Here is a 26,229-nt window from a genome sequence, read left to right as displayed (position 1 = left end):
TAAGATCATGAAAAATATTTTTTATAGCCTGCTTGCAGGTATCGTAGCGCTGGTTGTAATAACAGGCTGCAAAAAGGATAAAACATTAGGTAGCACAAAAGTGTCGCCTGTTACTAATTTGTTTTTGCCAGAGGATGGCAAGTACGTTAAGATCCCTTCGGGTGCATCAGGTTCTCTTTCTTTTGAATGGGAGCAGGCACGTGCCGAGGATAATGGGTTGGTTTTATATGAAGTGGTATTTGATAAAGAGGGCGGCGATTTTTCAAAGCCTCTTTATTCGATACCGTCAGATGGTAACGGTTTATACAATAAACTTACCCTATCGTATAGCGACCTGAATAAGATAGCAACTCTTAATGGCATCAAACCGCAGGAATCGGGCAAAATTAAGTGGACAGTTATGTCATCAAAAGGCGTTAACGTGCAAAAAACCGACCTCGTACGTGTATTTGAAGTTGAACGCCCTGCAGGTTTTGAAGTGCCGGATGCGGTTTACCTTACAGGTAGCGCAACTGAAGGCGGTGATGATATAACTAAAGCGGTTAAGTTCAAAAAAACAGCCGATGGTAAATTTGAGATATTCACTTCATTAAAAGCTGGTACGTACCACCTTGTTGATGGCACAACCGGTAACCTTTTAGTATTTTCTTACGATGGTACCAAACTGGTTGAAGGTGGCCAAACCACTGTTACCGGCGATAAAAAGGTTGTAAAGATAAATGTGAGCTTCGCTGATGCCTTATTTAAAACAACTGAGGTTACATCGGTAGGTTTATGGTTTGCGGCAGATAACAAGATCTGGTTTGATTTGCCTTACACCAGCAATGGTACATGGGAATCAGGTGTTAAACCTATCGTATTCCACCAGGAATCATGGGGACGCGACGAGCGTTACAAATTTAAATTTACGTTTAAGGATGCAGCAGGTAAAACAACTGTTCAATTCTACGGTAGCAAAAACTCAGATAATAATGCTGCTAACGGAAGTACCGATCCGTCGTATTTTTATATGTATCCGCAGAATGATTCGCAGTACGACTTTTGCTTTAAGTTCAATCACGATTTCGATAACAAATCGGCTGATATAAAAGTGATGTTTAATTCAACAGTGCCTGAATATACGCACACTGTAACAGCTAACTAACTTGCGTTAACATTGGTTTGCAAAGCCTTATAAGGTTTTGCAAACTTTAAATCATCAAACTTTAGTTTATGAACAGCATAACCCAACATATAAAAAAGGTGGCATTGGCGGGGCTTATCCCTGTTATGCTTACCGCATGTTTTAAGGATAACCCTTTCCCGCTTTATGGTAACAAACCATCGGCAGTAATAAATTACACTTTTGCTGCCACAGCCGATACAATGCAGGAAAAAACCTACGCCGCCTTTATATCAGCCAACGGCAACTATTTTAAACAAAACAACACCGGCAGTACCAACTACAATTATTGGCCGCAGGCGCATACCATGGATGCATTTATAGATGCTTACCTGCGCACTAAAAACGATATCTATAAACAACGCATGAAATCGTTATTAAATGGTACCCGCATATCAAACGGCAATAAATTGCAAAACGAATACTATGATGATATGGAGTGGCTGGCTTTAGCTACTTTGCGCGCATACCAGGCAACAAACGATGCCGATTACCTTACGGCAGTCAATACGCTATGGACGGATATCAAAACGGGCGTAAACAGCAACCAGGGCGGTGGTATAGCCTGGCGCAAATCACAACTGGATTATAAGAACACCCCGGCAAACGCACCTGCAATAATTTTCGCTGCGCGCCTTTATATCCTGCAAAAAAATGAAGCCGATTTAACATTGGCGAAAGAATTGTACACATGGTTAAAAGGTAAACTTGTTGACCCATCAAGCGGTATTGTTTATGATGGTATAAACGGCGATGGTGATGGTAAAATAAGCTACAATAAATTCACATACAACCAGGGCACATTTATTGGTGCCGCGCTTGAACTTTATAATGCTACGGGTGATGCCGGTTACCTGGCCGATGCAGTACGCACAGCATCAGCTACTATAAAAGATCTGGACATATCGCCGGGTGGCTTATTAAAAAGCGAAGGCGATGGTGATGGTGGCTTATTTAAAGGGATTTTAGTTAGGTACCTAACGCTTTTAACCCTAAAAGAAGATGTATCATCAACAGATCGTGACGCTTACGCCAAGTTCTTAAAATATAACGCCGAAACTTTGTTCGCTAAAGGTATCCTCAGGCCCGACTTTGTTGTTGGTCCGGATTGGAAAACAATGCCAAAAGCAAACAATGGCACCGACCTAACCACGCAAATAAGCGGGTTAACTACGCTGGAAGCCGCAGCCACGTTAAAAGCAGCCGGCAAATTTTAAACATTTGAGAGATGGATCTTCCGGGTTATATTTGCCCGGAAGATTTTTTTTTATTTACCTATTTAAGAGTATGAAGAGAAGGCAATTTATTGGCAGCACCACACTATTAGGTGCAGGAGTTTTGATGAGTAAATTTTCGTTAGCGGCTAAACCCACTTTTCCTGTAGTAAGGGTACCTTTAGCGGAGCGAAAGTTTAAAAGTGTATCGGTTGAGAAAGCGATAGCCGAATTTAAATCGAAAGTAAAGAACCCTGAACTGGGCTGGCTTTTCGAGAACTGTTTCCCTAACACGCTTGATACCACCGTTACCTATAAGCTAACCAATAACAAGCCTGATACTTACGTTATAACCGGTGATATTGACGCCATGTGGCTGCGCGACAGCAGCGCGCAGGTTTGGCCGTACATTGCCTTTATTAATAAAGATGCTGACCTGAAAAAACTGGTAGCCGGCGTAATAAACCGCCAGGTGGTTTGTATCCTGCGCGACCCATACGCCAATGCATTTTATGATGACCCAAACAAAGTAGGCGAGTGGAAGGACGATGTTACCGATATGAAACCCGGCCTGCACGAACGCAAATGGGAGATAGATTCGCTTTGCTACCCTATCCGTTTGGCTTATAAATACTGGAAACTTACCGGCGATACATCACCGTTTGATGCACAGTGGAAAGCCGCTGTACAAAACATCCTGAAAACATTTAAAGAACAACAACGTAAAGAAAACGACGGGCCGTACTCCTTCCAGCGCAAAACCGCCTGGGCTACCGATGGTGTACCTATGAACGGCTTTGGCTACCCGATAAAACCGGTAGGGTTGATCTGCTCGGCCTTCCGCCCGAGTGATGACGCCACTATTTATTCGTACCTCATCCCGTCTAACTTTTTTGCCGTGACCAGCTTAAAGCAGGTATCAGAAATGGTAAAAACAATTGTTAAGGATGATGCTTTAGCTGCTGAATTGCTTGCGTTAGCCAATGAGGTTGATGCCGCCTTGCAAAAACACGCGGTAATTGACCATGCCGATTATGGCAAGGTTTACGCTTACGAGGTTAACGGTTTCGGTAGTTTTAACCTGATGGACGATGCCAACGTGCCCAGCCTGTTAGGTATGCCTTACCTTGATGCCGTAAAAAATACTGACCCTGTTTACATAAACACCCGTAAAATGCTTTTATCGTTAAATAACCCGTTCTTTTTTAAAGGTACAGCAGGCGAGGGCATAGGCGGCCCGCATATTGGTAAGGATATGATATGGCCAATCAGTATCATTATTCGTGCTATCACCAGTAATGATGATGCCGAGATAAAAGAATGTATAGAAACGCTTAGAAAAACACATGGGGGTACGGGCTTTATGCACGAGTCCTTCCATAAAAACGACCCGACGAAATTTACGCGTAAATGGTTTGCCTGGGCTAATACCCTGTTTGGCGAATTACTTTGGGAAACATATACACAAAAACCCCAATTATTAGGCTAATTTGGCATGCTAAATTGGTTTAGTTTGTATATTTACCTGAATTTTTATAACTGTAATTTTAACATCTATCCATGAAAAACATTTTAAAAACAGCTTGCCTGCTGGCAGGGGTGTTTGCTAATAGCCTGGCTAATGCACAGGCTACCAAGGCACCTGCTTACCCGCTGATTACGCATAATACCTATTTTAGCGTATGGTCGTTTTCTGATGATCTGAATGAATCTACCACCCGCCACTGGACAGGTAAAAACCAATCCTTGTTAGGATTGATCAAAGTAGATGGCGAAACATACCGCTTTATGGGAAAAGAGCCCGTTACCTACCGTACAGTAGTGGCCGATGGTGAAACCAAACCTTATACCGTAAAATACAGCGAAACCAAACCTGCCGATGGTTGGCAAGCAGCAAACTTTAATGATAAAGGCTGGAAAACTGGTACCGCACCGTTTGGCGATGACCCCAAAATGGTTAAAACAGTTTGGAAAAGCCGCGACCTTTGGGTTCGCCGAACTTTCACTTACAAAAAATCAACACCCATAAATAAACTGATCTTAAAGCTGCATCATGATGATGACGCGGAAGTTTACCTGAACGGCGAGAAAATAAATGTTAGTTCTGGTGCTAACGGCGACTTACTGCCTGTTGAAATAAAAGGAGATGTTGCAGAAAAGCTAAAAGATGGCGAGAACGTACTGGCCATGCATTGCGTAAATACTGGTGGTGGCGCCTGGCTGGATGCAGGCTTTGCTGATGAGTTAAAACCGGTTATAAACAAGGGCCTTAAATTGGCCAAACAAACTGGGGTTACTATTAACGCTACGCAAACCATCTATAATTTTACCGCAGGTAAAACCGACTTGCAGGTAACATTTACATCGCCCTTGCTGATGGATAACCTTAACTTGTTATCAAGGCCGGTTACTTATATCAGTTACAGCGTAAAAGCGAACGATAGTAAAACGCACGATGTAAAGGTTTACTTTGGCGCATCGGCAGATTTGGCGCGTAATAAATCAAACCAGCCCGTTATCGCTCAAAAATATATACAGAACCAGCTATCTATTTTAAAGGTTGGTACAAAAGAACAACCCTTATTACAAAAGAAGGGTGATGACCTGCGGATAGATTGGGGTTACCTGTATGTAGCTGCACCGGCATCTGCTAAAGCAACACAATTTATTAGTAACAACAGCCAGGCAGTTGGTTCATTTACAGGCGCGCCAACACCGGCTACTACAGCCGGTGGCGAGGCTGCGTTTTTAAATACCGTTATCCCTTTTGGTAAAATTGGTAATGCCGCTGTAGAGAAGTTTATTGAAGTAGGATACGATGAAGGCTATTCGGTACAGTATTTTGGTAAAAACCTACGGCCATGGTGGAATAAAGACGGTAACAAAACTATTGTTGGCGAATTGAAACAAGCCGCTACCGATTACAAAAGCATCATTGCTAAATGTAAAGCGTTTGATGATGCCATGAATGTTAAAACATCAGCAGCGGGTGGTTTGGAATATGCAAAACTTTGCGCTATTGCTTATCGCCAGGCTATAGCGGCCCATATTTTAGCTCAGAGCCCTAAAGGCGAGATCCTGTGGTTATCAAAAGAGAACTTTAGCGGTGGCTTCATCAACACAGTTGATGTGACTTACCCATCGGCACCTTTGTTTTTAATTTACAACCCAAAACTTGCCGAAGGTATGCTGAATGGTATTTTCGAGTTTAGCGAAACTGGCAAGTTCAAACACCCGTTTGCTGCGCACGATCTGGGTACCTATCCGTTTGCCAACGGCCAAACTTATGGCGAAGGTATGCCGGTTGAAGAATCGGGTAATATGCTGTTGCTTGTAGCTGCTATCGCGAAAGCTGAGGGTAACGCAAACTTTGCTAAAAAGCATTGGGAAACCTTAACAACCTGGACAAACTACCTTATAAAAGAAGGCCTTGACCCGGCCAACCAGCTTTGTACAGATGATTTTGCGGGCCACCTGGCGCGTAATGCTAACTTATCTTTAAAAGCTATAAACGGCATTGGTGCTTACGCTATGCTGGCAGATATGCTGGGCGACAAAGTAACCGCAACAAAATACCACACCGTAGCAAAAGATTTTGTTGCTAAATGGATGCAAATGGCTGATGCCGGCGACCATTACTCATTAGTATTTGAAAAACCTGATACCTGGAGCCAGAAATATAACCTGGTTTGGGATAAATTATTAGGCCTTAACCTGTTCCCGAAATCGGTTTATGAGAAGGAGATTAAATACTACCTGACCAAACAAAACGAATTTGGTTTACCGTTGGATAGCCGTAAAACATACACAAAATCCGACTGGATAATATGGACAGCTACCTTAGCCGATAATGCTAGCGACTTTAAAGCCCTTACCGACCCGATTTACAAATATGCTACTGAAACCTCGTCTCGGGTACCTATCAGCGACTGGCACGAAACTACCAACGGCAAGCAGGTTGGTTTCCAGGCACGCAGCGTGGTTGGGGGTTATTTTATGAAAGTGCTTGAGCAGCAATGGTTGAAGAAGTAAAAAGCAAATCCCCCAAAAAATCAATAAGAAAAGCCCGGACGCTATTACAGCGCCGGGCTTTCTAATTAACTCACAAACCGATCTATCAGTCAGGAATATTGTAGGCTCTTTTAACCGCTTCATAATTGTTGATGTCAACCTTTTTGGCAACAGATACTGCGGTGCCACCCGGTATAATTACATAACGGTATTGCAGAATGCTTGATAATGCTACAGAGTTTGAGTTATCGGCGGTAAAGCGGGTAATAATAAAATGTTTAAGCCTTGGCCAGTAAGCCATAGTGTTTAATTTACCACCTGCATTGCTGGTATATGGTAAGGCGTACACTCCACCCCCAAAATCGAAATATACCTGCACCGTACCTTTGTTTAAAATATCTGTGCTAAGGGTCGGGGCAAGGAGATCGGCGGCTTTCACTGCCGAATTATCTGCTGTGGTATCCCTAAAGTTTACCGCATAATTCCAGCCTGAATAGATCACATTTGCCGTACCTTTTAAGGATATAGCTGTGCCCCAGCCGGTGCTTAGTTTTGGCCCGTACAGCGAATAGCTGGTTTTATCAAGGTAGTAATCGCCTACTGCGCCAACAGTAGCGGCAGGGGTAACCGTACCGCTTAATATTTTACTACCGGCAGTGCCTTTAGCGCCCAATATAGATTTACCGGCTCCCCAGCCTGCAGCAGTTTTTGGCCCGTAAATAACGCTGGTGGCGGTGTTGATATAAAAATCGCCATTTTTGCCCAGGGAATTAGCTGGTTCAACCGTGCCGTTCAATATCGTGCTACCGTCGGGGCCGGCAATACCTTGTTTGCCCTGTTCGCCCTGTATACCTGTATCACCTTTTGGGCCTGCTTCTTTTGAGCATGAGCCAAACATTACGCCTGTTATTACCAATAACAGTAACGGTTTTGTAAATAGTTTTAAAGCTTTCATATTGTTTTTGTTTGATAGTGATCACAATATGATGACTTTAGAGTTGCCGTTTTGCCCCACTGAGTGAGCGGTGCGTTTGAGTTAGCGAAAGTGCCTGCCCGATGAGATAAATTGTTTGTTAAAACCAGGAACTACAAAGTTTGTTGAATTTTAATGCCTATGAAGAAAATACAGACCTGTATTAAAAGTTTACTATTAGCAGCAATACTTACCGGTGTATGGGGTAGCGCGTATTCGCAGTTTAATGATACTACTTTTTTTCATACTGCCTTTCAGTCGTCAGGATCGATCAACAAAACCAATGACGGTACTGCTTACCTGCTGAATAATGCCTTCAGGTTTAATGTTAAAAAGAAGGATATCTCCCTGAACTTTAATAATAACTGGATCTATGGTAAACAGAACGGTAACGTAAGCAATAACGATTTTTCTACCTCGCTTGATTTTAACCTCTATAAAACCTTTCCTCACTTTTTTTACTGGGGCCTGGCCAATTACAACACCAGCTATTCGTTAAAAATAAATAACCAGTTACTGGCAGGAGCTGGCGTTGCTTATAGTTTTTTTGATACCCCCAATACCTATCTGAATATAAGCGATGGTATACTATTTGATTCCAGCGACCTGATGCTGGCAAATAACATACGCGATAAATATGAAACTTATCGCAACTCGTTACGCCTGTCGTTCAGGTTTAATATAAAAGACAGGGTAGTGATAGATGGATCTAATTTTCTTCAAAACTCCATGCAACGGCAAAGCGATTTTATTATCCACTCGGTTACCAACCTGTCTTTTAAAGTGCAAAAATGGCTTAGCCTTACTACATCACTCAATTACAATCGTGTAAACAGAACCAACAGCGAAAATCTTTTATTCACTTACGGATTAACAGCCGAAAAATGGTTTTAAATATTAAAATAACTTTATTTAAATATAAACGTTACAGTATCTTAATATTTAATAAGATCAATTGAAGAAATTACTCGCCCTGCTTTTTTGTATTACCTGGTTTACAACTCACGCACAAAATGCAGATACTGCTAAAAAATACACTGCAAAAGTAGATTCATCCAGTATTTTGGCCTTGCCCGATACCGTTCGCCACCTGCAAAGTAAGACCGCATCGTACATTGCCCCGGCCGTATTCGTTACCTATGGGTTGCTATCGCTAAAGGTTAAAGCTATTCGCAATATTGATATCCATGTATATGAGGACATGATGGAAGATCACCCAAACTTTAATTACCATATCGAAAATTACCTTCAGTACGCCCCGGCGGTAATGGTTTATGGGTTGAATTTAGCGGGAGTACACGGTAAAAATACATTTATAGACAGGACTATATTATACGGCATGTCTGAAGGGATAATGGCGTTAACCACTTTCTCGCTTAAAAAGGTAACCCACAGGCTCAGGCCCGATGGCTCTAATCGTTACTCTTTCCCATCAGGCCATACGGGTAATGCTTTTGCAGCGGCCGAGTTTATGGCACAGGAGTACAGCGAAAAATCGCCCTGGTATGGTATTGCCGGTTATTCGTTTGCAACAGCAACAGCTATATTGCGTGTGTACAACCGCGACCACTGGTTCAGCGATATTATAGCAGGGGCGGGGTTCGGTATTTTGTCAACAAAGGCGGCTTATCTTATTTATCCCTTATTCAGGAATAAACTTTTCCACGATAAAAATTCCAATAAAACTACCTCCCTGATGCCAAGCTTTGGCAACGGTACTGTTGGGTTTGCATTTACAAAACAGTTGTAGATTGTTTGGTTAATTAACTTTAGATTAATTTATGATAGATTATTTATAATTATTTGTTTTTGATATATTTGATTTAAGTGTATATTAAATACACGAGCTAAATTATTAACCTAAAAACAAATATTTATGAAAAATTTTCAAAAGCTATCAAGGCAAGATTTGAAAAACATTAAAGGCGGAACAAAAATACCACCTGCGGGTTGTAGTTGCTTTTGTGTTATTGGTGCTGTTAAGTCCAGCCACTCGTGTAGTACTTTTTGTCCTGATGGTGCTATCCCAGGTGTAGACTCCCTTCCTCCGGGTGGTACCGCTGCAGATTGCGGCGTTCCTCATCCGCTGAACTAAAATAAATAATTTAACAGGAAGCCTCTGAATTTTCAGGGGCTTTTTGTTAGCCTCTCATCAAATGGTGCAGATATAATGCAGGGTTATCCAGAAATGATTTGGTAAGCTGGAAATGCTCGGTATCCTCATAACCGGTTTCGCGCACGCCATCTTCATCAAACTGGTAAATAGTAGCACCGGGATAACAGATCAGCATAGGCGAATGAGTGGCTATCAGGAACTGGGCCCTGCCGCTTTGTTCAAGCTGGTGTATAACCGATATGAAAGCCAGGATACGGGCAGGTGAGAGGGCTGCTTCAGGCTCGTCAAGAATATAAATGCCCGATTCAAACTGATTATTAAATAATGCGAGAAACGATTCCCCGTGCGATTGCTCATGAAGCGAGCGTCCGCCGTATGCTTTTAAAATGCGGCTATCTTCTGTGGCCAGCTCATCAATATAAGAAGCGAAGTTGAAAAAACTTTCGGCACGCATAAAAAATCCTTCGTTTACTCTTCTGGGTGTCCATGATAGCTGTATATGTGATGCCAATGCAGATTCATAGCCATTAAACCTGTACCCGGTATTGAGGTTATGGTTGCGGTTACCTCCGCGCAGGCTAAAACCGCACTGTTCCGCAATTCCTTCCAACAAAGTAGATTTGCCTGATCCGTTCTCGCCAACAAAAAATGTCACATTACTTGTTAATGTGAGTTGTAAACCCTTGTTAAGGCTTGGGATGTGCTGCAGGTAACTGTTATCCTGCAAAGGGGGGAGTAGTACGCCTGATAAAAATGGCATAAGTAATTGTTTTAAAACGAACTTACAATTCTTATAGCGCTTTTGGCAGTATAATTTAATAATGAAGCTTAAAAGCCTGCGTTAAACTTATTTAACAGCTGTAAGGCTGTGATTGAAACCTGATATATTCCATAGGTGTTTTACCGGTATAGGCCTTAAAGTCTTTCAAAAAGTGGTTTGCATCATAATATCCGTTTGATATTGCAATTTGCATCAAATCAACATCCTTGCTTCTAACCAACTCAAGGTAAGCGTGCATAAAGCGTTGCAGTTGAATGTACTCCTTTGGTAAAAGCCCAATGTGTTGCAAAAAACTCCTTTCCAGCCATTTATAGTTTACGCCGGCATCATTGGTTACATTTCGTACAGTGCTGTTGCCTTTTATTTTATGGATGTAATCCAGTGTTTTATGTAAGCTTTGAGGGCGGCTTATTGCTGTAGAGGAATTCTGAACATACGTGCTGATAAATGCTATCTTTTCTTCAATAGAATTGTGCCCAAAAAATTCTTCTAAACTAAAATTGTTGTTAGTAGCAATATACTCAAATGGGGTAACCGGGTTATATCTAAAATGCTGAACGTTTAAACCAAACAACTGATAGAAAGCACCAGGGTAGAAACGGACTATAAAAATTGGGCTGGTATGGCTATTATACTTTAAATAAACATTCTTAATGGTACCGGCACTTGCCCATGCGGCTTTAATTTCGAAGGTGTCATTTTCGGCTGTAACAGTTACTGTATCCTGGCAATTTTGTAAAAATATAAGCACCGGGAACCCATCATTAAAAATAAGATGTGTAGTATCTTTTGGGTCTCGGGAGAAAACATAAAATCCCTCTATAACAGATTCAAGCTCTTTTGAAGGAGATAATCTGTATCCGTCTGCATTAAATTCACCTAACTGTATCTTTTTCAGATAATTTATTGGCATGCTGCAAATTTATGGGAATTGTTAATTGCAGGAGAATATTAAGATGTCTAATATTTACTATGGGCGCAATTTAGATACCCATAGCTTTGCACAATTATGATCATAAAAACGGAAGAAGAGTTGCTGGGGATGAAAAAGGTAAGTGAGGCTGTTGCGCTTACCTTACAAAAAATGAGGGAATATACCAAGATAGGCATGTCCACAAAAGATATAGACGAATATGGAAGGGAGCTACTGGAAACGCTTGGTGCAAAGTCGGCCCCGTTTGAAACCTATGGTTTCCCGGGTTATAGCTGTATTAGCGTGAACAAGGAGTTTGCTCATGGCGTTCCTTCAGACAAAGTAGTCCTGAAAAATGGAGATATTATTAACATTGATGTATCAGCAGAATTAGGTGGCTTTTGGGCTGATAATGGGTGCTCGTTTATTATTGGGGAAGATATACAGGGTTTACAACGCCTGATAGATACTTCAAAAGAAATATTACTTGATGCCATTTCTGAAATTAGTGGGGGTGTAAGAATCTGTGATATTGGTAAACTAATAGAAACCAAAGCAAAAAAAGCGGGGTATACGGTTATTAAAGATCTGGGCGGCCATGGTGTTGGGAAAAGTTTACATGAAGAGCCAGAGGCTATAATGAATTATTACGACCGTTATGATAAAACCCGGCGATTTAGAAAAGACTCGGTTGTTGCTATTGAAACGTTTATCTCCACCAAATCTGAATTTATTGAAACGGCGGCAGATAATTGGGGGTTAACAGGCAGCAAAGGCGGATTTGTAGCCCAGCATGAACACACTATATTGATAACAGCAGGCAAACCAATAATTTTAACTGCAGCTAATGCGATATAACTGATGCTGAAATAAAGTTGGACAATAATCTGCTGAGTAACTTCACACTGATCTGGGAATAATTATCTGGAAGATGGTAAATTGTAAGGTATTTTTTTGATTGATATTTATATCAAAGCCCCACTAATGCCGAACCAGTTTATAGATGATTAAAGCGTACAGCTGTTTTAAGTGATCCTGAGATACGTGGTAATGCAGGATAAGGTCTAATTGCAACACATATTATTTCTGATCCTCTTTACTTTTAAAGTTTGTAATGGTCTTTCCATCATAACGGCACACTCCATCCACCATTGTGCCAAACCAAATACTTCCATCATTAGCTTCTAAAATTCCAAATATCATTCCTTTACTACCTTCATGTTTTGACAGGATTTCAGTTACTGTTGGCTTTTTATCGGTTAATGACTTTGCGTCATAGCGGGAAAGTAAACAATAACAAAGCCCGATACTTTCGTATCAGGCTTTGTACCCAGCGCCGGAGTCGAACCGGCACGGTTTCCCACAGGTGTTTGAGACCAGCGCGTCTACCAATTCCGCCAGCTGGGCATGCTATTTAAGCGACATTTGCTTAGAAGCGGGCTGCAAATGTATCTAAACTCTCTTTAATTCGCAACAGATATTTTTGTCTGTAATAAATATTTGCAATATCATTTAGCCTGCTTTCTTTAGCAGTATCGTTAAGTGTTTCGTAATCTTTTGTAAGTGCGTTAAGCTCTTCGGTCATATCGCCCTCAATGGCAGCTACTTCCGCGCCAATATGGCCAAATTGGTCGGCAGTTTCAATGTCCATCAATCGTTCGTTAATGTCCATCATCTCCATTAAAAAATCTGCCGGAAGCTGTGGTTTTGCACCTTCGCTAACCAGGTTATGCAGCCTTAAAATATAATCGAGCAGTTTATTTGGGTCGCTAAGCGTTTGGTAGGCCTTATTGTTCAGGGTCGATAGCTCCAGTATTTCCTGCTGTTTGGCATCATCCTCATTGGCGAAAAAATCGGGATGATATTGCTTGCTGAAAGCGTAGAATTGCTTTTTAAGCAGCGCAGCATCCGGCTTAAATGTTTCGGCTATCCCGTAAAATTCAAAATAATTCATCGGTGCAAAAATACGAATTTTTGGTGGCCAAAATTTACTTTACCTTAGCCTAACTATAAAGTATGCCGGTATTTTACGATCAGATGAATAAGGCTGTACATGTGCAGCAAACGCCCAAAAGGATCATATCTGTTGTGCCCTCACAAACCGAACTGTTGTTTTACCTTGGTTTGGACGAACGTGTGGTAGGCGTAACCAAATTTTGCATCCACCCGGCAGATAAGGTAAAGCGCATAGCCAAAATAGGGGGCACCAAGCAATTAAATATCGAAGCTATACATAACCTGCAGCCCGATCTGATCATCGCTAATAAAGAAGAGAACGAGCAAAGCCAGGTAGAAGAACTGATAAAGCATTACCCGGTTTGGATAAGCAACATCCACAACCTGCCTACAGCGCTTGATATGATAACTAAAGTAGGGCAAATAACGGGTGCGGAAAGTAAAGCAGAAGAGCTTGTTGATAAAATTGCTAACAATTTCCAATCGTTATTACCGGCACAGCCTAAACAGCGGGTGATGTATCTGATATGGCGCAAACCCTATATGGCAGCAGGTAACCATACTTTTATAGATAGTATGCTGCAGTTATGCGGTTTTGAAAATGTAATACAGGCCGGTCGCTACCCTGAATTGAGTGTAGATGAAATAATAGCCGCAAAGCCCGATATATTACTACTTTCGTCAGAACCTTATCCATTCGCACAAAAACACATTGATGAGTTTAAACAGATGCTGCCCGATGCAAAAATTGAATTAGTAGATGGTGAGCTGTTTTCGTGGTACGGGAGCAGGTTATTGCACTCGCCTGGGTACTTTAATAAACTTATTGATAAATTAACAGCAAAGTAATGAGGCAGATAAACAAAAAAGTAAAATTCCGTTTTAAAGTTTGCTATTAAAAGCTATCTTTGCACTCTCTTAAAAACCAAACGCGGAAGTGGCGTAATTGGTAGCCGCACCAGACTTAGGATCTGGCGCCGCGAGGCGTGGGGGTTCGAGTCCCTTCTTCCGCACTTAAAAGTAAAAGCCTTCAAAATCAACGATTTTGAAGGCTTTTTGGTTCGATAGATTTGTTATTTAAAGTGCTTCATTTTAAAATGGTTGTATTTTAGAGATTTATTGGTTCGATTTCGGGTAACCCAACTACTAATAGTTCAAAAATCTTTTTGATAAATCGTAATTCTACTCCCACACTGACTTAAAAAATCACATTGGAACTTTACGGTCTTTTGAACAAAGTTTTTCGGCCTTTATAACAAAACACCCTAATGCTTTAGCGGCTAATTTTGGTTTCATAAATTTTAATAAAATGGAACAAAATAATTATAATGGGGCTTTGCAAAAATCGGTAGGTTCAGGCTTCAACGCAGCATCCACAACATCTGATGTTATAAAAGGAGTGGATCTTAATGGAAAAGTTGCTATTGTAACAGGCGGCGACGGAGGCCTTGGCCTGGAAATCACCAAAACGTTGTTTAAGGCAGGTGCGACAGTAATTGTACCTGCCAGGGATATTGAAAAAGCAAAATTAAATCTTCATGGAGTTGCCAATGTAGAAGTGGAGCCGATGAACCTAACGGAACCTGCCTCTATTACTTCGTTTGCTGAAAAATTCCTGGCATCAGATAGGCAATTGCATATGTTAATCAATAATGCGGGCATCATGTGGACACCTTTACAACGTGACAGCCGAGGTTATGAGGCACAGTTTTCTACTAACCACTTAGGACATTTTCAACTGACAGCAAAACTTTGGGAAGCCCTTAAGAAGACAGAAGGAGCACGGGTGGTGAAGGTTTCCTCTTCGGCACACCATTATTCTCCCGTATTTTTTGATGATGTTAATTATCATACGAGAGAATACAACAAATTTGAGGCCTACGGCCAATCTAAAACAGCTAACGTGCTATTTACTGTAGAGTTAGATAAAAAAGCACGTCCGTTCGGTGTCCGCGCTTATTCACTGCATCCCGGTCTGATGTTGGATACCAATTTGAGCAGGCACCTGACCTTTGAAGATTTTGTTAATCTGGGTGCTGTAAATGCTGACGGCACACCAAATGAAGAAGCCCAGGCAGCAATGCAAAAAATGTCTAAGACTAAAGAGCAAGGCGCCGCCACAACAGTATGGGCCGCAACAAGTCCACAATTGCAAAATATAGGCGGTGTTTATTTGCAAGATGTAGAAGTTGCCGGTTACGATCCCGATGCCTATGATAGTAACGCAGGGAAGAGCAACCCTGGCGGGACATTCGGTGTGGCACCATTTGCCCTGGAACCGAATGCGGCACAGAGGCTTTGGGCTTTGAGCGAGGAACTGACGAATACAAAATTTAATTTTTAATAGACAAAAAGGTAGGGCCCTGTACTGTTGGGCCTTATTTTTTACTTTTGTAGCATGGCAGTACGGCAAATAAACAATTATGCAGAGATTGTATTTACCTGTAGCGAAGCAGTTCATCAAAATAGTGAACTGGTTGCTGAAGAGCATTCTGTAGTTCGAGTTTTATCAGGTCAATTGAAAGTAATCGAATCTAATAAAGTTTACTTCTTTGAATCAGGGGAAACATTCTTATTCCCTAAGAACCGGTTAGCGCGGCTCATTAAAACGGGAAAAGACGGTTTGCCCTACAGGGCGATTATTGTAAAGCTGACCCAGGATGTTCTGAAAGCGTTTTACGAGCATAAAAAAATTGATGCTGTTACAAGGTATAAAAGTGATGTCATTATTCCTTTATCCAAAGGGCCTTTACTGAATAGTTTCTTCGCGTCTATGCTTCCCTACTTCGACTTAGAGTATAAATTGCCGCGCGAACTTTCGGAGTTGAAAATACAGGAGGCGATAGCCATATTGAGATCTATAAAAAGCAATATAGATCACATTTTGTCCGATTTTTCTGAACCGCATAAAATTAACCTTGTCGAGTTTATGGAGCGTAACTATATGTTTAACATGCCCATAGAAAAATTCGGTTATCTGACAGGCCGAAGTTTAACGACCTTTAAGCGTGATTTTAAGAAAGTGTATGGTACAACGCCTCAGAAATGGCTCACACAAAAAAGGCTTGAACTTGCCCGATACCAATTGGCTGAAAAGAACCGCAAACCTTCTGAAATTTATTTAGAAACGGGTTTTGAAAACCTCTCGCACTTTTCATATGCGTTTAAAAAACAATTTGGTTTTACGCCAAGTAAATTGCCAAAAGCTAAATAAATTGAAACAACTGTTCTTAGGATACTTTGTGTTATTAAAAGTTCTTAAATGGCAGATAACTCGCATAGGATAGCTAGATCCTTTAAAAAATGGTTCGAATTCTGTACCGTTAGGTGCATAAGTTTAAACCCGGTAAATTTTGATTGGGTTTAAACTTATGCAACAGGTATCTGTTTCAAGAAGCCTTTTCTACTAAATACTTCATTAACTCTGCCGCCGATGATAATGCAGGTGCTGCCATTGGGTCACTAAATAGTACATTTATTGGGCCTTCACCAAAATACAATCCATCCGAAACCAAGAAGGTAATACGCACAACACCTTTTTTCGGTCTTGGTAACCTTGGTTTATCCCAAGGGCCAATTTTATTAACCACTTCATAACTATTATCAAAAAGTTTGTCAGTTAAATTGGCTGAGGTAGTATCGGTTGTTTCCCAAATAATTATTTTCCCGCTCTGGTTAATATAGCGTGCAGTCCCGTCTCTGAACGAAGCTAATACATCAAGCCCGTTATCAAGTCCAATTTCTATAATTACGCCAAGCAATTCTTTTTTATTAATCTTTTGGCCACGATCAAGCAATTTGTTATAAGCCAATATTTTAACCCGCGATTCAGCGTTGGTATCTGCAATTATCTTTTCAAGGTCAGCATTGTCAGTTGTGTCAGAAAATAAAATATTCCATGGATAACTATCAGGTTGCTGATTGTTGTTTTTATAAAGGTCGGGGTTGTCGCAAAATAATAATTCGTATACCGAATTTTCTAACACGTCCTTATTCTGTTTTTTAAAGATGTCAAATATTCCCATGTGAGTTTTTTAATAATTTTTGAATCTAAGGTACTTTATAAAACTATTAAAAAACACTAAAGCATAGTGCTACTGCCGGGAATAATCCAAACACTTATTGCGGGAAAGTCTTTTCTGCTATATCGGCAATTACTTTAGTGCGGTTTTTATTTTCAATTCGCATCAAAAACTCCATTGGCCCTCCTTCGGCGCCACAGCCAAAACATTTAAATACATTGCTTTGCGGGATAATAAGCAGGGAGGTAGTCTCGTCTTTATGAAACGGGCACTTGCCCTTTAAGGCTTTGCGGCTGGGTTGCAGTAAAATATATTTGGATGCAATATCAACAAGGTTCATCGAGCTGTTCATCATATGAAATCTGGGTCGCAAACATACCTAATGCCGTTTTTAAGGGCAACACTTGTGGAAAAGTATATAGCGGAGGGGAATGTTTGCCCAAATTGTCATCCGGAGATTAAAATAAAGTCACCCATTTATCACGACTGTATTTTTTGAATTTTGTTTAAAATGTTTTCCTCACCTTGTCGTCTATACCGTTATAGAAACTTTACAACTATGGAAAACGATTACCTGATGCTGAATACTTGCTGCCCCATAGCAGCCGATATAAAACCGGATACCGAACAGGAGCTAACTGTTTTATTTCTTGATATACGCAATTTTACCCGGCTGATGGAAGTTCAGTCGAGTCAGTCGGTTATACAGGTAGTCCGCCGCCTGTTTACAGCATTTAATCAAATCGTAAAAAATTTCCAGGGTAAAGTAGTAGAGATGGCCGGTGATAATTTATATGCCGTATTTGGCTTACAAACCAACGTGCGCGAGGCCGCAAACAATGCTTACCAGGCCGCTAAAATGATGTTTAAAACTGTAGGCCTGTTTAATACCGCTTATGCCGAACCTTTTTACGGAGGCCCGCTTGAAATTGGTGTGGGTATTAATACCGGGAAGGTTTTTGTAGGTGAATTTGCCCTTGATGGGCCACCCGCCTTATCTGTAATGGGTTTACCTGTAAATATCGCGTCACGGTTGCAGCTAAAAACCAAAGAGTTGAACAACGATCTGTTGATTTCGGAAAATACCTATCGCCTGCTTGATGATGAAGGCGTTTTTGAACAGCAAACTGTACGCTTACAGGGCATAACTCAGTGGCAGCAGGTACGCCTGGCCGGTAAGCCATATAACACCGGCCACAGTATTTCAGGCACAAGGCAGGATATGGATTACCTGCTGGCCATTTCCGGTTAATATTTCCTCAATGTCACAATATATACAGCTGTTATAACAAGCGAAACAAATTTCCGATATTTGATGTTTAAACATATAAATTAAAAATATGGAAGTAGGAGTTGATAGTTTCGCTTCGGCCATGTATGGTACAGGCAATTCGCTGAGCAGTGTTGACGCTATGGCGCAGTTATTAGAAAGGATAGAGCATGCTGATAAGGTAGGCCTTGATGTTTTTGGTATAGGCGAGCACCATAAAAAAGAGTTTTTAGATTCGGCACCGCATGTTATTCTTGCAGCAGCAGCGGCTAAAACCAGCCGCATCCGTTTAACCAGCGCAGTTACCGTATTAAGTGCGACAGACCCGGTACGGGCATATCAAAACTTCGCAACGCTGGATCTGATCTCTAAAGGCCGGGCCGAAATGGTGGTTGGCCGGGGTTCGTCTGTGGAAGCCTATCCGCTTTTTGGTTTTAGTTTGAATGATTATGACGCGCTTTTCCGGGAGAAGCTTGATCTTTTACTCAATATAAGGGATAACGAATTTATCACCTGGTCGGGCAGGTTTAGGGCACCTTTGGATAACCAACCTGTTTACCCAAGATCATTACAAGAGAAATTGCCTATATGGTTGGGTGTTGGCGGTACACCTGAATCATTCGCGAGGGCGGGCAGCTTGGGTTTACCTTTAATGGTAGCAGTAATAGGTGGCGAAACTCACCGCTTCCGCCCGTTGGTTGATATTTACCGTGAGGCTGGCAGTCGTGCAGGGTTTACGCCTGACCAATTAAAGGTAGGTTTACATTCTCCGGGCTATGTAGCTGCTACCGATGAACAAGCCATTGCAGATTATTATCCCGGCTATGCCGAGCTATGGACAAAATTAGGGCGGGAGCGGGGTTGGCCGCCGGTAACCAGGCCGCAATTTGATAGCCTGGTGGCGCCAAAAGGCGTTTTAGTTGTTGGCGGGCCACAGCAGGTTGCCGAAAAGTTATTAAGGCACAGCGAGGCTTTAGGCGGTGTAGACAGGTTTACCTTCCAGATGGATAATGCCGGGTTAACGCATGCGCAACTGATGAGCTCGATAGAACTGATCGGTACGAAGGTGATTCCGTTGCTTAAAAAGAATTAATGTTATTACAATATTGTCAGTTTTGCGCCTATAGTAATCTGTAAATATTACAGCTTCGCAAGAAATGCAATCTCAGAAACAGCAGCTAAACTTCGCTTATTAATAAAGCGAAGTTTAGCTGCTGTAAAATTATGGCTGTTACGATCCTAGGGGACAAGGCTCATCTGGCAATAGACAGTAGTTGTGATTAACAGGTATTCCACCAAAGTATCCACCTGAAAAACAACTTTTCCTTACTTTGCCGTCCGGGCAGGGTGGTTCTACTGGATTACCACCTAAAATTTTTTTTGTTTCCTCTCTTGTAAGTAACTTGTACTTGGTACTGATTTTTTTCATGATTTTTTAGTTATATTGTTTATCACAAGTTAACTAAAAATGGAAAAGAAATCTATATTTCAGATTGTTATTTTATCTGCGCATTAATTAAACTACCGTCACATATTCATCCTCAATCAAACTCTCCCCGCGATAGCGGCGAATAAGTTGCGCTGTCGCGATCACGTCCTTTTGGCAATAGGTGCAAATGCGTTCTAAAGCATCATCTACCCAGTAAACATGCCCAACCTGGCTGCCGTCTATGTCATCTTTTGGTGTAGGTATATTGAAAATTGCAGTAAGCAGGCTCAGCGAGGTGTAGTTTTTATAATCCCCGAATTTCCAAAGTTCCATCGTATCCAAATGGGGGATCTCCCAGGGCTTTTTACCCTGGATCTGTAAATGCGGCGGGAACGGTACACTGTTAATCAGCATCCGGCGGCAAATGTAGGGCAGATCGAACTCCTTGCCGTTATGTGCGCACAGGATCAGGCTTAGGGGTTGGCCGCTCAGCATCCTGCTAAAATCTTCCAGTAATTCCTTTTCATCATGCCCGGCGAATGATTTTACACGCAACCCCGGGTGGTTGCCGCCGCTGTTGGTAAATATCCCTACAGAGATGCAGACTATCTTGCCAAATTCTGCCCAGATGCCGGCGCGTTCATAAAAGGCCTCGGCGGTTTCTTCGTTGCGTACGTTACGGGTTTTTTGAGCCCAAAGTTCCTGCATGTGCCCGGGCACTTCGGCATAGGTAGGGTATTGCGGTACGGTTTCAATATCTAAAACCATCAGGTTGCTCAGGTCATATTGTTCAAGCATAGCACTAAGTTATTTATTCTTATCCAGCACCTCAAAATTTATTTGCAGGGTGTTGCCGGCGTTATCAACCAAAGTAAGTTTATGCAAACCCGGTGACGGATTTAGCGCCATTTGCTGGAACGCGCTGCTTTCGCCTACATACTTACCATCCAGATGCCAGAATATCTTTGCGCCCGACTGCCTATGCGCCGCGTTACAGATCATGCGACCGCGCTTGCCGTCGGCTTCCAGTGGTACGTAAACTTTGGCGCCGTCTTTTGGGTAAATGAGTTCCATCGGGTTGGCTTCCGATTGATCGCAGCCCGGGGCAAAGGGGGGCAGTACGTGATACTGGTAGTTTTTGGTCTTGTAGTAATATTCCATAGATGGTGGCAGCACAAACCAGCTTTTATTGACCATGTTATCCGGCGAGGTGCAGTTACCCGTCATCTGGTATTTCTGATCGGCAGACAGATGCACCAGCTTATGCCATGGACATACGGGCGCTTTTAAACCTGTTTTGGGTACCCATTGCTCCACAGCATTATCGCAGTATTGCCCGGCGCGGTAACCGCTTTCGCGGCAAACCTTTATTTTAACCAGTTCGCCGGCAGGCTCATCAAACCATTCGCGCGCGGCAGGCAGCAGGCGGAAGATCTCGAACAATACCGGTGCGGCGGTGCTGATTCCCGTTAAACCCGGCCTTCCTTCGCCATCAGTATTACCCACCCAAACACCTACCACATATTTTGGGGTAATGCCGATTGCCCAGCCATCCCTGAAGCCAAAGCTGGTGCCGGTTTTCCAGGCAATGCGCTGGGTAGAGCTGAACTGCTGCCAGAGCATTTCCTCGCCCGGGCGCATTACTTCTTCCATGGCTTGCAGCGTGTAATAGATAGATCCCGCATCTAATAAGCCGTTCTTCTCCAGTTTGGGTTTCTCCGCAGTAGTTTTAGTGTACACAGGCGAATGGTAATCATCAACGCTGTATTTGCCCCCGTTTTTGTTATAGTGGTTTAGCACACGGGCCATATCTGCGTATGCGCCGGTAAGCTCCCAAAGGGTGTTTTCGCCGCCACCCAGTATGAGTGATAGGCCATAATGGTCGGCAGGTTGTTTCAGGGTGCTGATGCCTATTTTTTGCAGCTTATCATAAAAGCGCTCGTATTTGTATTGCTGAAGCAGTTTTACCGCAGGCACATTAAGCGAACGAGAGAGAGCGTTTGAAGCAGGCACCGCGCCATCATAACCCAGGTCAAAATTCTCAGGATGGTAACCCGCTATCTGCGTGGGTACATCGGGAATGAGACTATTGGGTAGTATCAAGCCATCGTGCAAGATACTGGCGTAAAGCAGTGGCTTTAGTGTGCTACCCGGGCTGCGCGGCGCATTCACCACGTCTACATCGCTTTCCATCTCAGGATCCTCGCGGTGGGCTATGTTGCCTGCATAGGCAAGCGTAGCGCCGGTTTCCACATCTAAAACTACAGCCGCAATGTTGTTGATATCGTTAGCTTTTAAAACCTGGTGGTGCTTTTCCAGTATATCGCCAACCTGTTCCTGTAGCGTACTTTTTATGGTCGTTTTAAGGCGGGTAAAAGCCTGTTTATTACTTTTAAAATCCGCTTTAAAGCGCTGTAAAAGATGGGGCGCTGCCTGCGGTAAAGGCATAGGTTTTTCGGGCACTGGCTCAAATTTGGCGAGCGCGGCGGTGGTGCTATCGATAGTGCCCTGTTTGTAAAGCCTGTCGAGCAGCAGGTTGCGCTTTCTTAAAAGGATCTGCCTGTTTTTGCCGGGGTGTACTAATGATGGCGAGTTGGGCAGTACAGCCAGCGCAGCCATTTCGCCCCATGAAAGCTTTTCGGGCCCGCGGCCAAAGTACCGCCATGAGGCCGCATCCAGCCCGATAACGTTACTGCCGAATGGGGCGTTACTGGCGTACAGGGCCATTATTTCTTTTTTGCTGTAGGTGATCTCCAATCGCAGGGCCATGAATATTTCACCCAGTTTGTTCCAAACGGTGCGGTTGTGGCGGGTGCTCAGGCGTATCACCTGCATGGTGAGCGTGCTGCCCCCGCTGGTTACCCTTTTTGATTTGATGTTTTGTTTAATGGCCCTGCCAAATGCCAATGGGTCAAACCCCCAGTGGCTTTCAAAGCGTTTATCCTCAAAGGCAATAATACATTTACTGAACTTTGAGGGGGCTTCCGCGTTGTAGGGGAAGCGCCATTGTCCGTCGGTAGCTATGGAGGCCCCCAATAACTGACCGGTATCATCGTCAATAACAAACGATGTTGGGGTGTTAAACAGTGGTTTGGGCAGGCATAAGGTAAACCATAACGCTAAAGCAAGTAAAATAGCCGTTAATATCATTACTTTTGGCTTTTTAAGATCTTGCTTTATTCGCGATAGCATTAAATTGATATTTTATAATTCACAATGAAACCATCATGAGCAACCAGCTCAAAACCGGAATGATAAAACGGCTCATGATTGCTTTATCACCATAAAAAAACAAATTATTCTGATGAAAATAGGTAAATTATCAATAATTATCCCGGCATATAATGAAGGCAGTACCATTCACCTCATTCTGAATAAGATAAAAGCTGTTGAGTTGATTGATGACATCCAAAAGGAAATTATTATTGTGGATGACTGCTCTACCGATAATACCGAACAAGCGGTAGCTAATTATAAGGCAGAAAATACTACTATCGATATCAGGTATTTTAAACACCCGCACAATTTAGGAAAAGGGGCGGCTTTACATACAGGTATTGCACAGGCTACAGGCGACTACACCATCATCCAGGATGCCGACCTGGAATATGACCCTGCCGAATACAACGACCTGTTAAAGCCCATTTGCAAGGGTTTTGCCGATGTGGTTTACGGTTCGCGCTTTATGGGTAGTAACCCGCACCGCATCCTTTTCTTTTGGCATACAATAGGTAACAGGTGGTTAACGTTCCTCTCAAATATGATGAGCAACCTTAACCTTACCGATATGGAAACCTGCTATAAACTGTTTGATACCAAACTGCTGCAATCTATAAAATTACGTGAGCAGCGATTTGGTTTTGAGCCGGAAATAACTCAAAAAATTGCTCGTATCCCCAAAATTCGCATCTATGAGGTAGGTATCTCATATTATGGCCGTACATATGATGATGGTAAAAAAATAGGATGGAAGGATGGCGTTCGCGCTATTTATTGTATCCTTAAATATGGGCTTTTCAATACCAGGTAATGGGCGCAGACATCTTTAAATTCAAACAATTTGAGGTTGACCAAAGCGGTTGCGCCATGAAGATAAATACCGACGGGGTTTTGCTTGGTGCATTGGCTACTGCAAATAACCCACAAAGTATTGTTGATATTGGTACCGGCACCGGCGTAATTGCCCTGATGCTGGCCCAAAGGTTTGCTGTTGCCCATATTGATGGAGTTGATATTGATGAGGAGTCCGCAGAGGTGGCCGACAGGAATTTTAAAGCATCCCCATTTTTGTACAGGGTATACTCAACCTTTAATACTTTTGAGGGATATTTTAAAAACTATCATTGGAAAAAGCACGACCTGATCGTATCCAACCCACCGTTCTTTTTAGATTCGCTTGCATCAGCCGATGAGCAAAAACGACTTGCGCGGCATACCGACGGCACTTTTTTTAAGAAACTGCTGCGCTGCACAGACGAATACCTCACGGATACAGGTACCTGCCAGTTGATACTACCTTTGCCAACAGCATCGGTAGTGAAGGATCTGCTGCCCAAATATCAGCTGCATTTGCAAAGGGTTATTTCTATAAAATCATTTGCCGATTCTGTGCCGCACCGCGAAATATTAACCTTCGGCAAAGAGCAGAAAGGTATTGTTGAAGATGAGTTTGTAATTTATGATGCGCCAAAAGTTTATTCACTGGAGTACCAGTTAGCTTTGGGCGATTTCCTGACAATATTTTAAAAAAATCGAAATTTAATATTCGAAATAAAAATGACCCGCATAGGCCTGATATCAGATACCCACGGTTTTTTAGACGACGCCGTTTTTAAACATTTTGAGAATTGCGACGAGATTTGGCATGCCGGTGATTTTGGAAACATTGGGCTGGCCGATAAGCTTGCGGCCTTTAAACCACTGAGGGGTGTATATGGCAATATCGACGGTGCTGACGTGCGACAAGTGTACCCGGAGCACCTGCGTTTTATGTGCGAAAAGGTAGATGTTTGGATGACGCACATTGGCGGATATCCTGATAGATATGCGCCGGATGTGAAGCGTGAAATATACACTAAGCCTCCTGGGTTATTTATTAGCGGGCACTCACATATCCTGAAAGTGATTTACGATAAAAAGATAAATTGTTTGCATTTAAACCCCGGTGCAGCTGGCAAACAGGGTTGGCACAAGGTGCGTACTTTAATAAGATTTTCTATAACTGATGAAAAAATTCATACCTTAGACGTTATTGAACTGCATAAATAATATGTAGTTTTTACACTAAGCTATATGAAGGCAGTTAAAACTTTAGGGCAATTTATTATTGAAAAACAGGCCGATTTTCCATACGCAAAAGGGGAGTTGTCGCGGTTATTGCGTGACATTGGCATAGCCGCCAAAATTGTGAACCGCGAGGTAAACAAAGCCGGCCTTGCCGACATTTTGGGAGATGCCGGTACCATGAACATACAGGGCGAAGGGCAAAAGAAACTGGACGTTTACGCCAATGAGCAATTTATATCTGCCCTTAAATATGGCGGTGAATGCTGTATGGTAGCATCAGAAGAAAACGACGAATGCATCCATATAGATTCGGAGGTGTCAAAAAATGCCAAATATATTGTAGCTATTGACCCTTTGGATGGCTCATCAAACATCGATGTGAACGTAGGGGTGGGCACCATCTTTTCTATCTATCGCCGTATATCTCCGGAAGGAAAAGCAAACCTGGCTGATGTATTGCAGCGCGGTACCGAGCAGGTTGCCGCAGGGTATGTAATTTACGGTTCATCAACCATGCTGGTGTATACCACGGGCAAAGGTGTTAACGGTTTTACGTTAGATCCCTCGATAGGCGAGTTCTGCCTGTCGCACCCCAATATGTGCATCCCGGATGATGGGGTTATTTATTCTATCAACGAAGGCTACTATTCACATTTCCCGGATGGTGTAAAAAAGTATATTAAATACTGCCAGGTAGAAGATGCCAAAACAAAAAGGCCTTACACATCACGTTATATAGGCTCTATGGTGGCCGATCTGCATCGCAATATGATAAAAGGCGGCATATTTATTTACCCCCTAACGGCCGCAGCACCAAATGGTAAGCTACGCCTGGTTTATGAATGTAACCCCATGGCATTTATAATTGAACAGGCGGGCGGTACCGCAAGTAACGGCTACAACCGTATTTTAGAACTGGATGTAACTGAACTGCACCAACGTTCAGCTATCTTTATCGGCTCAAAAAACATGGTGGCCAAAGCCGAAGAAATGATGGCCTGCTTTTCGCCACAGCTCACCAAAAAGAATTTTGAAGGGGAAGTGTGTTTGCAGTAGAGGAAAGATGCCACACATATTGTTTTGCATCATTAACAGG

26 protein-coding genes and 2 tRNA genes are annotated in these 26,229 nt (G+C 42.5%); 18 read left to right on the top strand and 10 right to left on the bottom strand.

Annotated features, from left to right (window positions below):
- Positions 1-7: 7 nt before the first annotated feature.
- The 4 genes from IDJ75_RS18845 to IDJ75_RS18830 all read left to right on the top strand — a co-directional run bounded on the left by IDJ75_RS18845 (position 8) and on the right by IDJ75_RS18830 (position 6,408).
- Positions 8-1,144 carry a SusE domain-containing protein gene (locus tag IDJ75_RS18845; RefSeq protein ID WP_191177211.1) on the top strand — a complete coding sequence of 379 codons (1,137 nt, stop codon included), beginning with the start codon at positions 8-10 and terminating at the stop codon, positions 1,142-1,144.
- Positions 1,145-1,212: 68 nt separating this feature from the next.
- A complete protein-coding gene (locus IDJ75_RS18840) occupies positions 1,213-2,379 on the top strand; it encodes a glycoside hydrolase family 76 protein (protein ID WP_191177210.1) in 1,167 nt (388 codons plus the stop codon).
- Positions 2,380-2,449: 70 nt separating this feature from the next.
- Positions 2,450-3,865, top strand: coding sequence for a glycoside hydrolase family 125 protein (locus tag IDJ75_RS18835; RefSeq protein ID WP_191177209.1), 1,416 nt, complete (start codon positions 2,450-2,452; stop codon positions 3,863-3,865).
- 71 nt (positions 3,866-3,936) lie between these two features.
- Entirely contained in the window at positions 3,937-6,408 is a 2,472-nt protein-coding gene (locus IDJ75_RS18830) for a glutaminase family protein (RefSeq protein WP_191177208.1), read from the top strand.
- Positions 6,409-6,493: 85 nt separating this feature from the next.
- Here IDJ75_RS18830 and IDJ75_RS18825 read toward each other — a convergent pair whose 3' ends face one another.
- Positions 6,494-7,342, bottom strand: a complete 849-nt coding sequence (locus IDJ75_RS18825; protein WP_224746674.1) for a hypothetical protein — start codon at positions 7,340-7,342, stop codon at positions 6,494-6,496.
- 159 nt (positions 7,343-7,501) lie between these two features.
- Here IDJ75_RS18825 and IDJ75_RS18820 point away from each other — a divergent pair, with 159 nt between their 5' ends.
- The 3 genes from IDJ75_RS18820 to IDJ75_RS21555 all read left to right on the top strand — a co-directional run bounded on the left by IDJ75_RS18820 (position 7,502) and on the right by IDJ75_RS21555 (position 9,455).
- Positions 7,502-8,254, top strand: coding sequence for a DUF481 domain-containing protein (locus tag IDJ75_RS18820; protein WP_191177207.1), 753 nt, complete (start codon positions 7,502-7,504; stop codon positions 8,252-8,254).
- Between the two features lie 61 nt (positions 8,255-8,315).
- The gene (locus IDJ75_RS18815) at positions 8,316-9,110 is read left to right on the top strand and encodes a phosphatase PAP2 family protein (RefSeq protein WP_191177206.1); all 795 of its coding nucleotides are present in this window, start codon (positions 8,316-8,318) and stop codon (positions 9,108-9,110) included.
- Between the two features lie 126 nt (positions 9,111-9,236).
- The gene (locus tag IDJ75_RS21555) at positions 9,237-9,455 is read left to right on the top strand and encodes a bacteriocin-like protein (RefSeq protein WP_449560059.1); all 219 of its coding nucleotides are present in this window, start codon (positions 9,237-9,239) and stop codon (positions 9,453-9,455) included.
- Positions 9,456-9,501: 46 nt separating this feature from the next.
- On the opposite strand, the gene IDJ75_RS18810 is transcribed toward IDJ75_RS21555, so the two are convergent.
- Positions 9,502-10,236 carry an AAA family ATPase gene (locus IDJ75_RS18810; RefSeq protein WP_191177205.1) on the bottom strand — a complete coding sequence of 245 codons (735 nt, stop codon included), beginning with the start codon at positions 10,234-10,236 and terminating at the stop codon, positions 9,502-9,504.
- Positions 10,237-10,327: 91 nt separating this feature from the next.
- Complete coding sequence (locus tag IDJ75_RS18805; RefSeq protein WP_191177204.1) at positions 10,328-11,170, bottom strand: helix-turn-helix domain-containing protein; 843 nt, start codon at positions 11,168-11,170, stop codon at positions 10,328-10,330.
- A gap of 96 nt (positions 11,171-11,266) precedes the next feature.
- Between IDJ75_RS18805 and map the strand changes: the two genes are divergently transcribed.
- Positions 11,267-12,028, top strand: a complete 762-nt coding sequence (map, locus tag IDJ75_RS18800) for a type I methionyl aminopeptidase (RefSeq protein ID WP_191177203.1) — start codon at positions 11,267-11,269, stop codon at positions 12,026-12,028.
- A 469-nt stretch (positions 12,029-12,497) separates the two neighbouring features.
- Here map and IDJ75_RS18795 read toward each other — a convergent pair.
- Together IDJ75_RS18795 and hscB are read right to left on the bottom strand one after the other, a co-directional pair.
- Positions 12,498-12,577 (bottom strand) — tRNA-Leu (locus tag IDJ75_RS18795).
- A 22-nt stretch (positions 12,578-12,599) separates the two neighbouring features.
- On the bottom strand, positions 12,600-13,124 hold the full coding sequence (gene hscB / locus IDJ75_RS18790) for a Fe-S protein assembly co-chaperone HscB (RefSeq protein WP_191177202.1): 525 nt from the start codon (positions 13,122-13,124) through the stop codon (positions 12,600-12,602).
- Positions 13,125-13,186: 62 nt separating this feature from the next.
- Here hscB and IDJ75_RS18785 point away from each other — a divergent pair, with 62 nt between their 5' ends.
- The 4 genes from IDJ75_RS18785 (at position 13,187) to IDJ75_RS18770 (ending at position 16,340) form a co-directional block, all read left to right on the top strand.
- Positions 13,187-13,975: a cobalamin-binding protein gene (locus IDJ75_RS18785; protein ID WP_191177201.1), complete on the top strand. Its 789-nt coding sequence runs from the start codon at positions 13,187-13,189 to the stop codon at positions 13,973-13,975.
- 82 nt (positions 13,976-14,057) lie between these two features.
- Positions 14,058-14,139, top strand: a tRNA-Leu gene (locus tag IDJ75_RS18780).
- Positions 14,140-14,435: 296 nt separating this feature from the next.
- Positions 14,436-15,470: an SDR family NAD(P)-dependent oxidoreductase gene (locus IDJ75_RS18775; protein ID WP_191177200.1), complete on the top strand. Its 1,035-nt coding sequence runs from the start codon at positions 14,436-14,438 to the stop codon at positions 15,468-15,470.
- Positions 15,471-15,524: 54 nt separating this feature from the next.
- Positions 15,525-16,340 carry a helix-turn-helix domain-containing protein gene (locus IDJ75_RS18770; RefSeq protein WP_191177199.1) on the top strand — a complete coding sequence of 272 codons (816 nt, stop codon included), beginning with the start codon at positions 15,525-15,527 and terminating at the stop codon, positions 16,338-16,340.
- Between the two features lie 175 nt (positions 16,341-16,515).
- Here IDJ75_RS18770 and IDJ75_RS18765 read toward each other — a convergent pair whose 3' ends face one another.
- Both IDJ75_RS18765 and IDJ75_RS18760 read right to left on the bottom strand, forming a co-directional pair.
- Positions 16,516-17,151, bottom strand: a complete 636-nt coding sequence (locus IDJ75_RS18765) for a hypothetical protein (protein ID WP_191177198.1) — start codon at positions 17,149-17,151, stop codon at positions 16,516-16,518.
- Between the two features lie 94 nt (positions 17,152-17,245).
- Positions 17,246-17,503 carry a CHC2 zinc finger domain-containing protein gene (locus IDJ75_RS18760; RefSeq protein WP_191177197.1) on the bottom strand — a complete coding sequence of 86 codons (258 nt, stop codon included), beginning with the start codon at positions 17,501-17,503 and terminating at the stop codon, positions 17,246-17,248.
- A gap of 204 nt (positions 17,504-17,707) precedes the next feature.
- On the opposite strand from IDJ75_RS18760, the gene IDJ75_RS18755 reads away from it, so the two are divergent.
- Both IDJ75_RS18755 and IDJ75_RS18750 read left to right on the top strand, forming a co-directional pair.
- Positions 17,708-18,400, top strand: coding sequence for an adenylate/guanylate cyclase domain-containing protein (locus IDJ75_RS18755; RefSeq protein ID WP_191177196.1), 693 nt, complete (start codon positions 17,708-17,710; stop codon positions 18,398-18,400).
- Between the two features lie 88 nt (positions 18,401-18,488).
- Positions 18,489-19,511 (top strand): LLM class flavin-dependent oxidoreductase, encoded by a 1,023-nt coding sequence (locus IDJ75_RS18750; RefSeq protein ID WP_191177195.1) that lies wholly within the window; start codon positions 18,489-18,491, stop codon positions 19,509-19,511.
- Between the two features lie 138 nt (positions 19,512-19,649).
- Here the strand turns inward: IDJ75_RS18750 and IDJ75_RS18745 are convergent, their stop codons facing one another.
- The 3 genes from IDJ75_RS18745 to pbpC all read right to left on the bottom strand — a co-directional run bounded on the left by IDJ75_RS18745 (position 19,650) and on the right by pbpC (position 23,039).
- A complete protein-coding gene (locus tag IDJ75_RS18745; protein WP_191177194.1) occupies positions 19,650-19,847 on the bottom strand; it encodes a hypothetical protein in 198 nt (65 codons plus the stop codon).
- An 87-nt stretch (positions 19,848-19,934) separates the two neighbouring features.
- Positions 19,935-20,645, bottom strand: a complete 711-nt coding sequence (locus IDJ75_RS18740) for a 3'-5' exonuclease (protein WP_191177193.1) — start codon at positions 20,643-20,645, stop codon at positions 19,935-19,937.
- Positions 20,646-20,654: 9 nt separating this feature from the next.
- Positions 20,655-23,039, bottom strand: a complete 2,385-nt coding sequence (gene pbpC, locus IDJ75_RS18735) for a penicillin-binding protein 1C (RefSeq protein WP_191177192.1) — start codon at positions 23,037-23,039, stop codon at positions 20,655-20,657.
- A gap of 112 nt (positions 23,040-23,151) precedes the next feature.
- Here pbpC and IDJ75_RS18730 point away from each other — a divergent pair, with 112 nt between their 5' ends.
- Genes IDJ75_RS18730 through fbp form a run of 4 tightly spaced genes read left to right on the top strand, consistent with a single transcriptional unit; the run spans position 23,152 to position 26,189 of the window.
- Complete coding sequence (locus tag IDJ75_RS18730; RefSeq protein WP_191177191.1) at positions 23,152-23,877, top strand: glycosyltransferase family 2 protein; 726 nt, start codon at positions 23,152-23,154, stop codon at positions 23,875-23,877.
- Positions 23,877-24,593: a tRNA1(Val) (adenine(37)-N6)-methyltransferase gene (locus IDJ75_RS18725; protein WP_191177190.1), complete on the top strand. Its 717-nt coding sequence runs from the start codon at positions 23,877-23,879 to the stop codon at positions 24,591-24,593. The genes IDJ75_RS18730 and IDJ75_RS18725 overlap by 1 nt, the downstream gene beginning before the upstream one ends.
- Positions 24,594-24,623: 30 nt before the next feature.
- Positions 24,624-25,115, top strand: coding sequence for a metallophosphoesterase family protein (locus tag IDJ75_RS18720; RefSeq protein ID WP_191177189.1), 492 nt, complete (start codon positions 24,624-24,626; stop codon positions 25,113-25,115).
- A 24-nt stretch (positions 25,116-25,139) separates the two neighbouring features.
- Complete coding sequence (fbp, locus tag IDJ75_RS18715; protein ID WP_191177188.1) at positions 25,140-26,189, top strand: class 1 fructose-bisphosphatase; 1,050 nt, start codon at positions 25,140-25,142, stop codon at positions 26,187-26,189.
- The last annotated feature ends 40 nt before the right edge of the window (positions 26,190-26,229 follow it).

Origin of the sequence: Mucilaginibacter rigui (genome assembly GCF_014773275.1) — a bacterium.
Lineage (GTDB): Bacteria > Bacteroidota > Bacteroidia > Sphingobacteriales > Sphingobacteriaceae > Mucilaginibacter > Mucilaginibacter rigui_A.
This window is presented reverse-complemented; position numbering and strand designations above follow the sequence as displayed.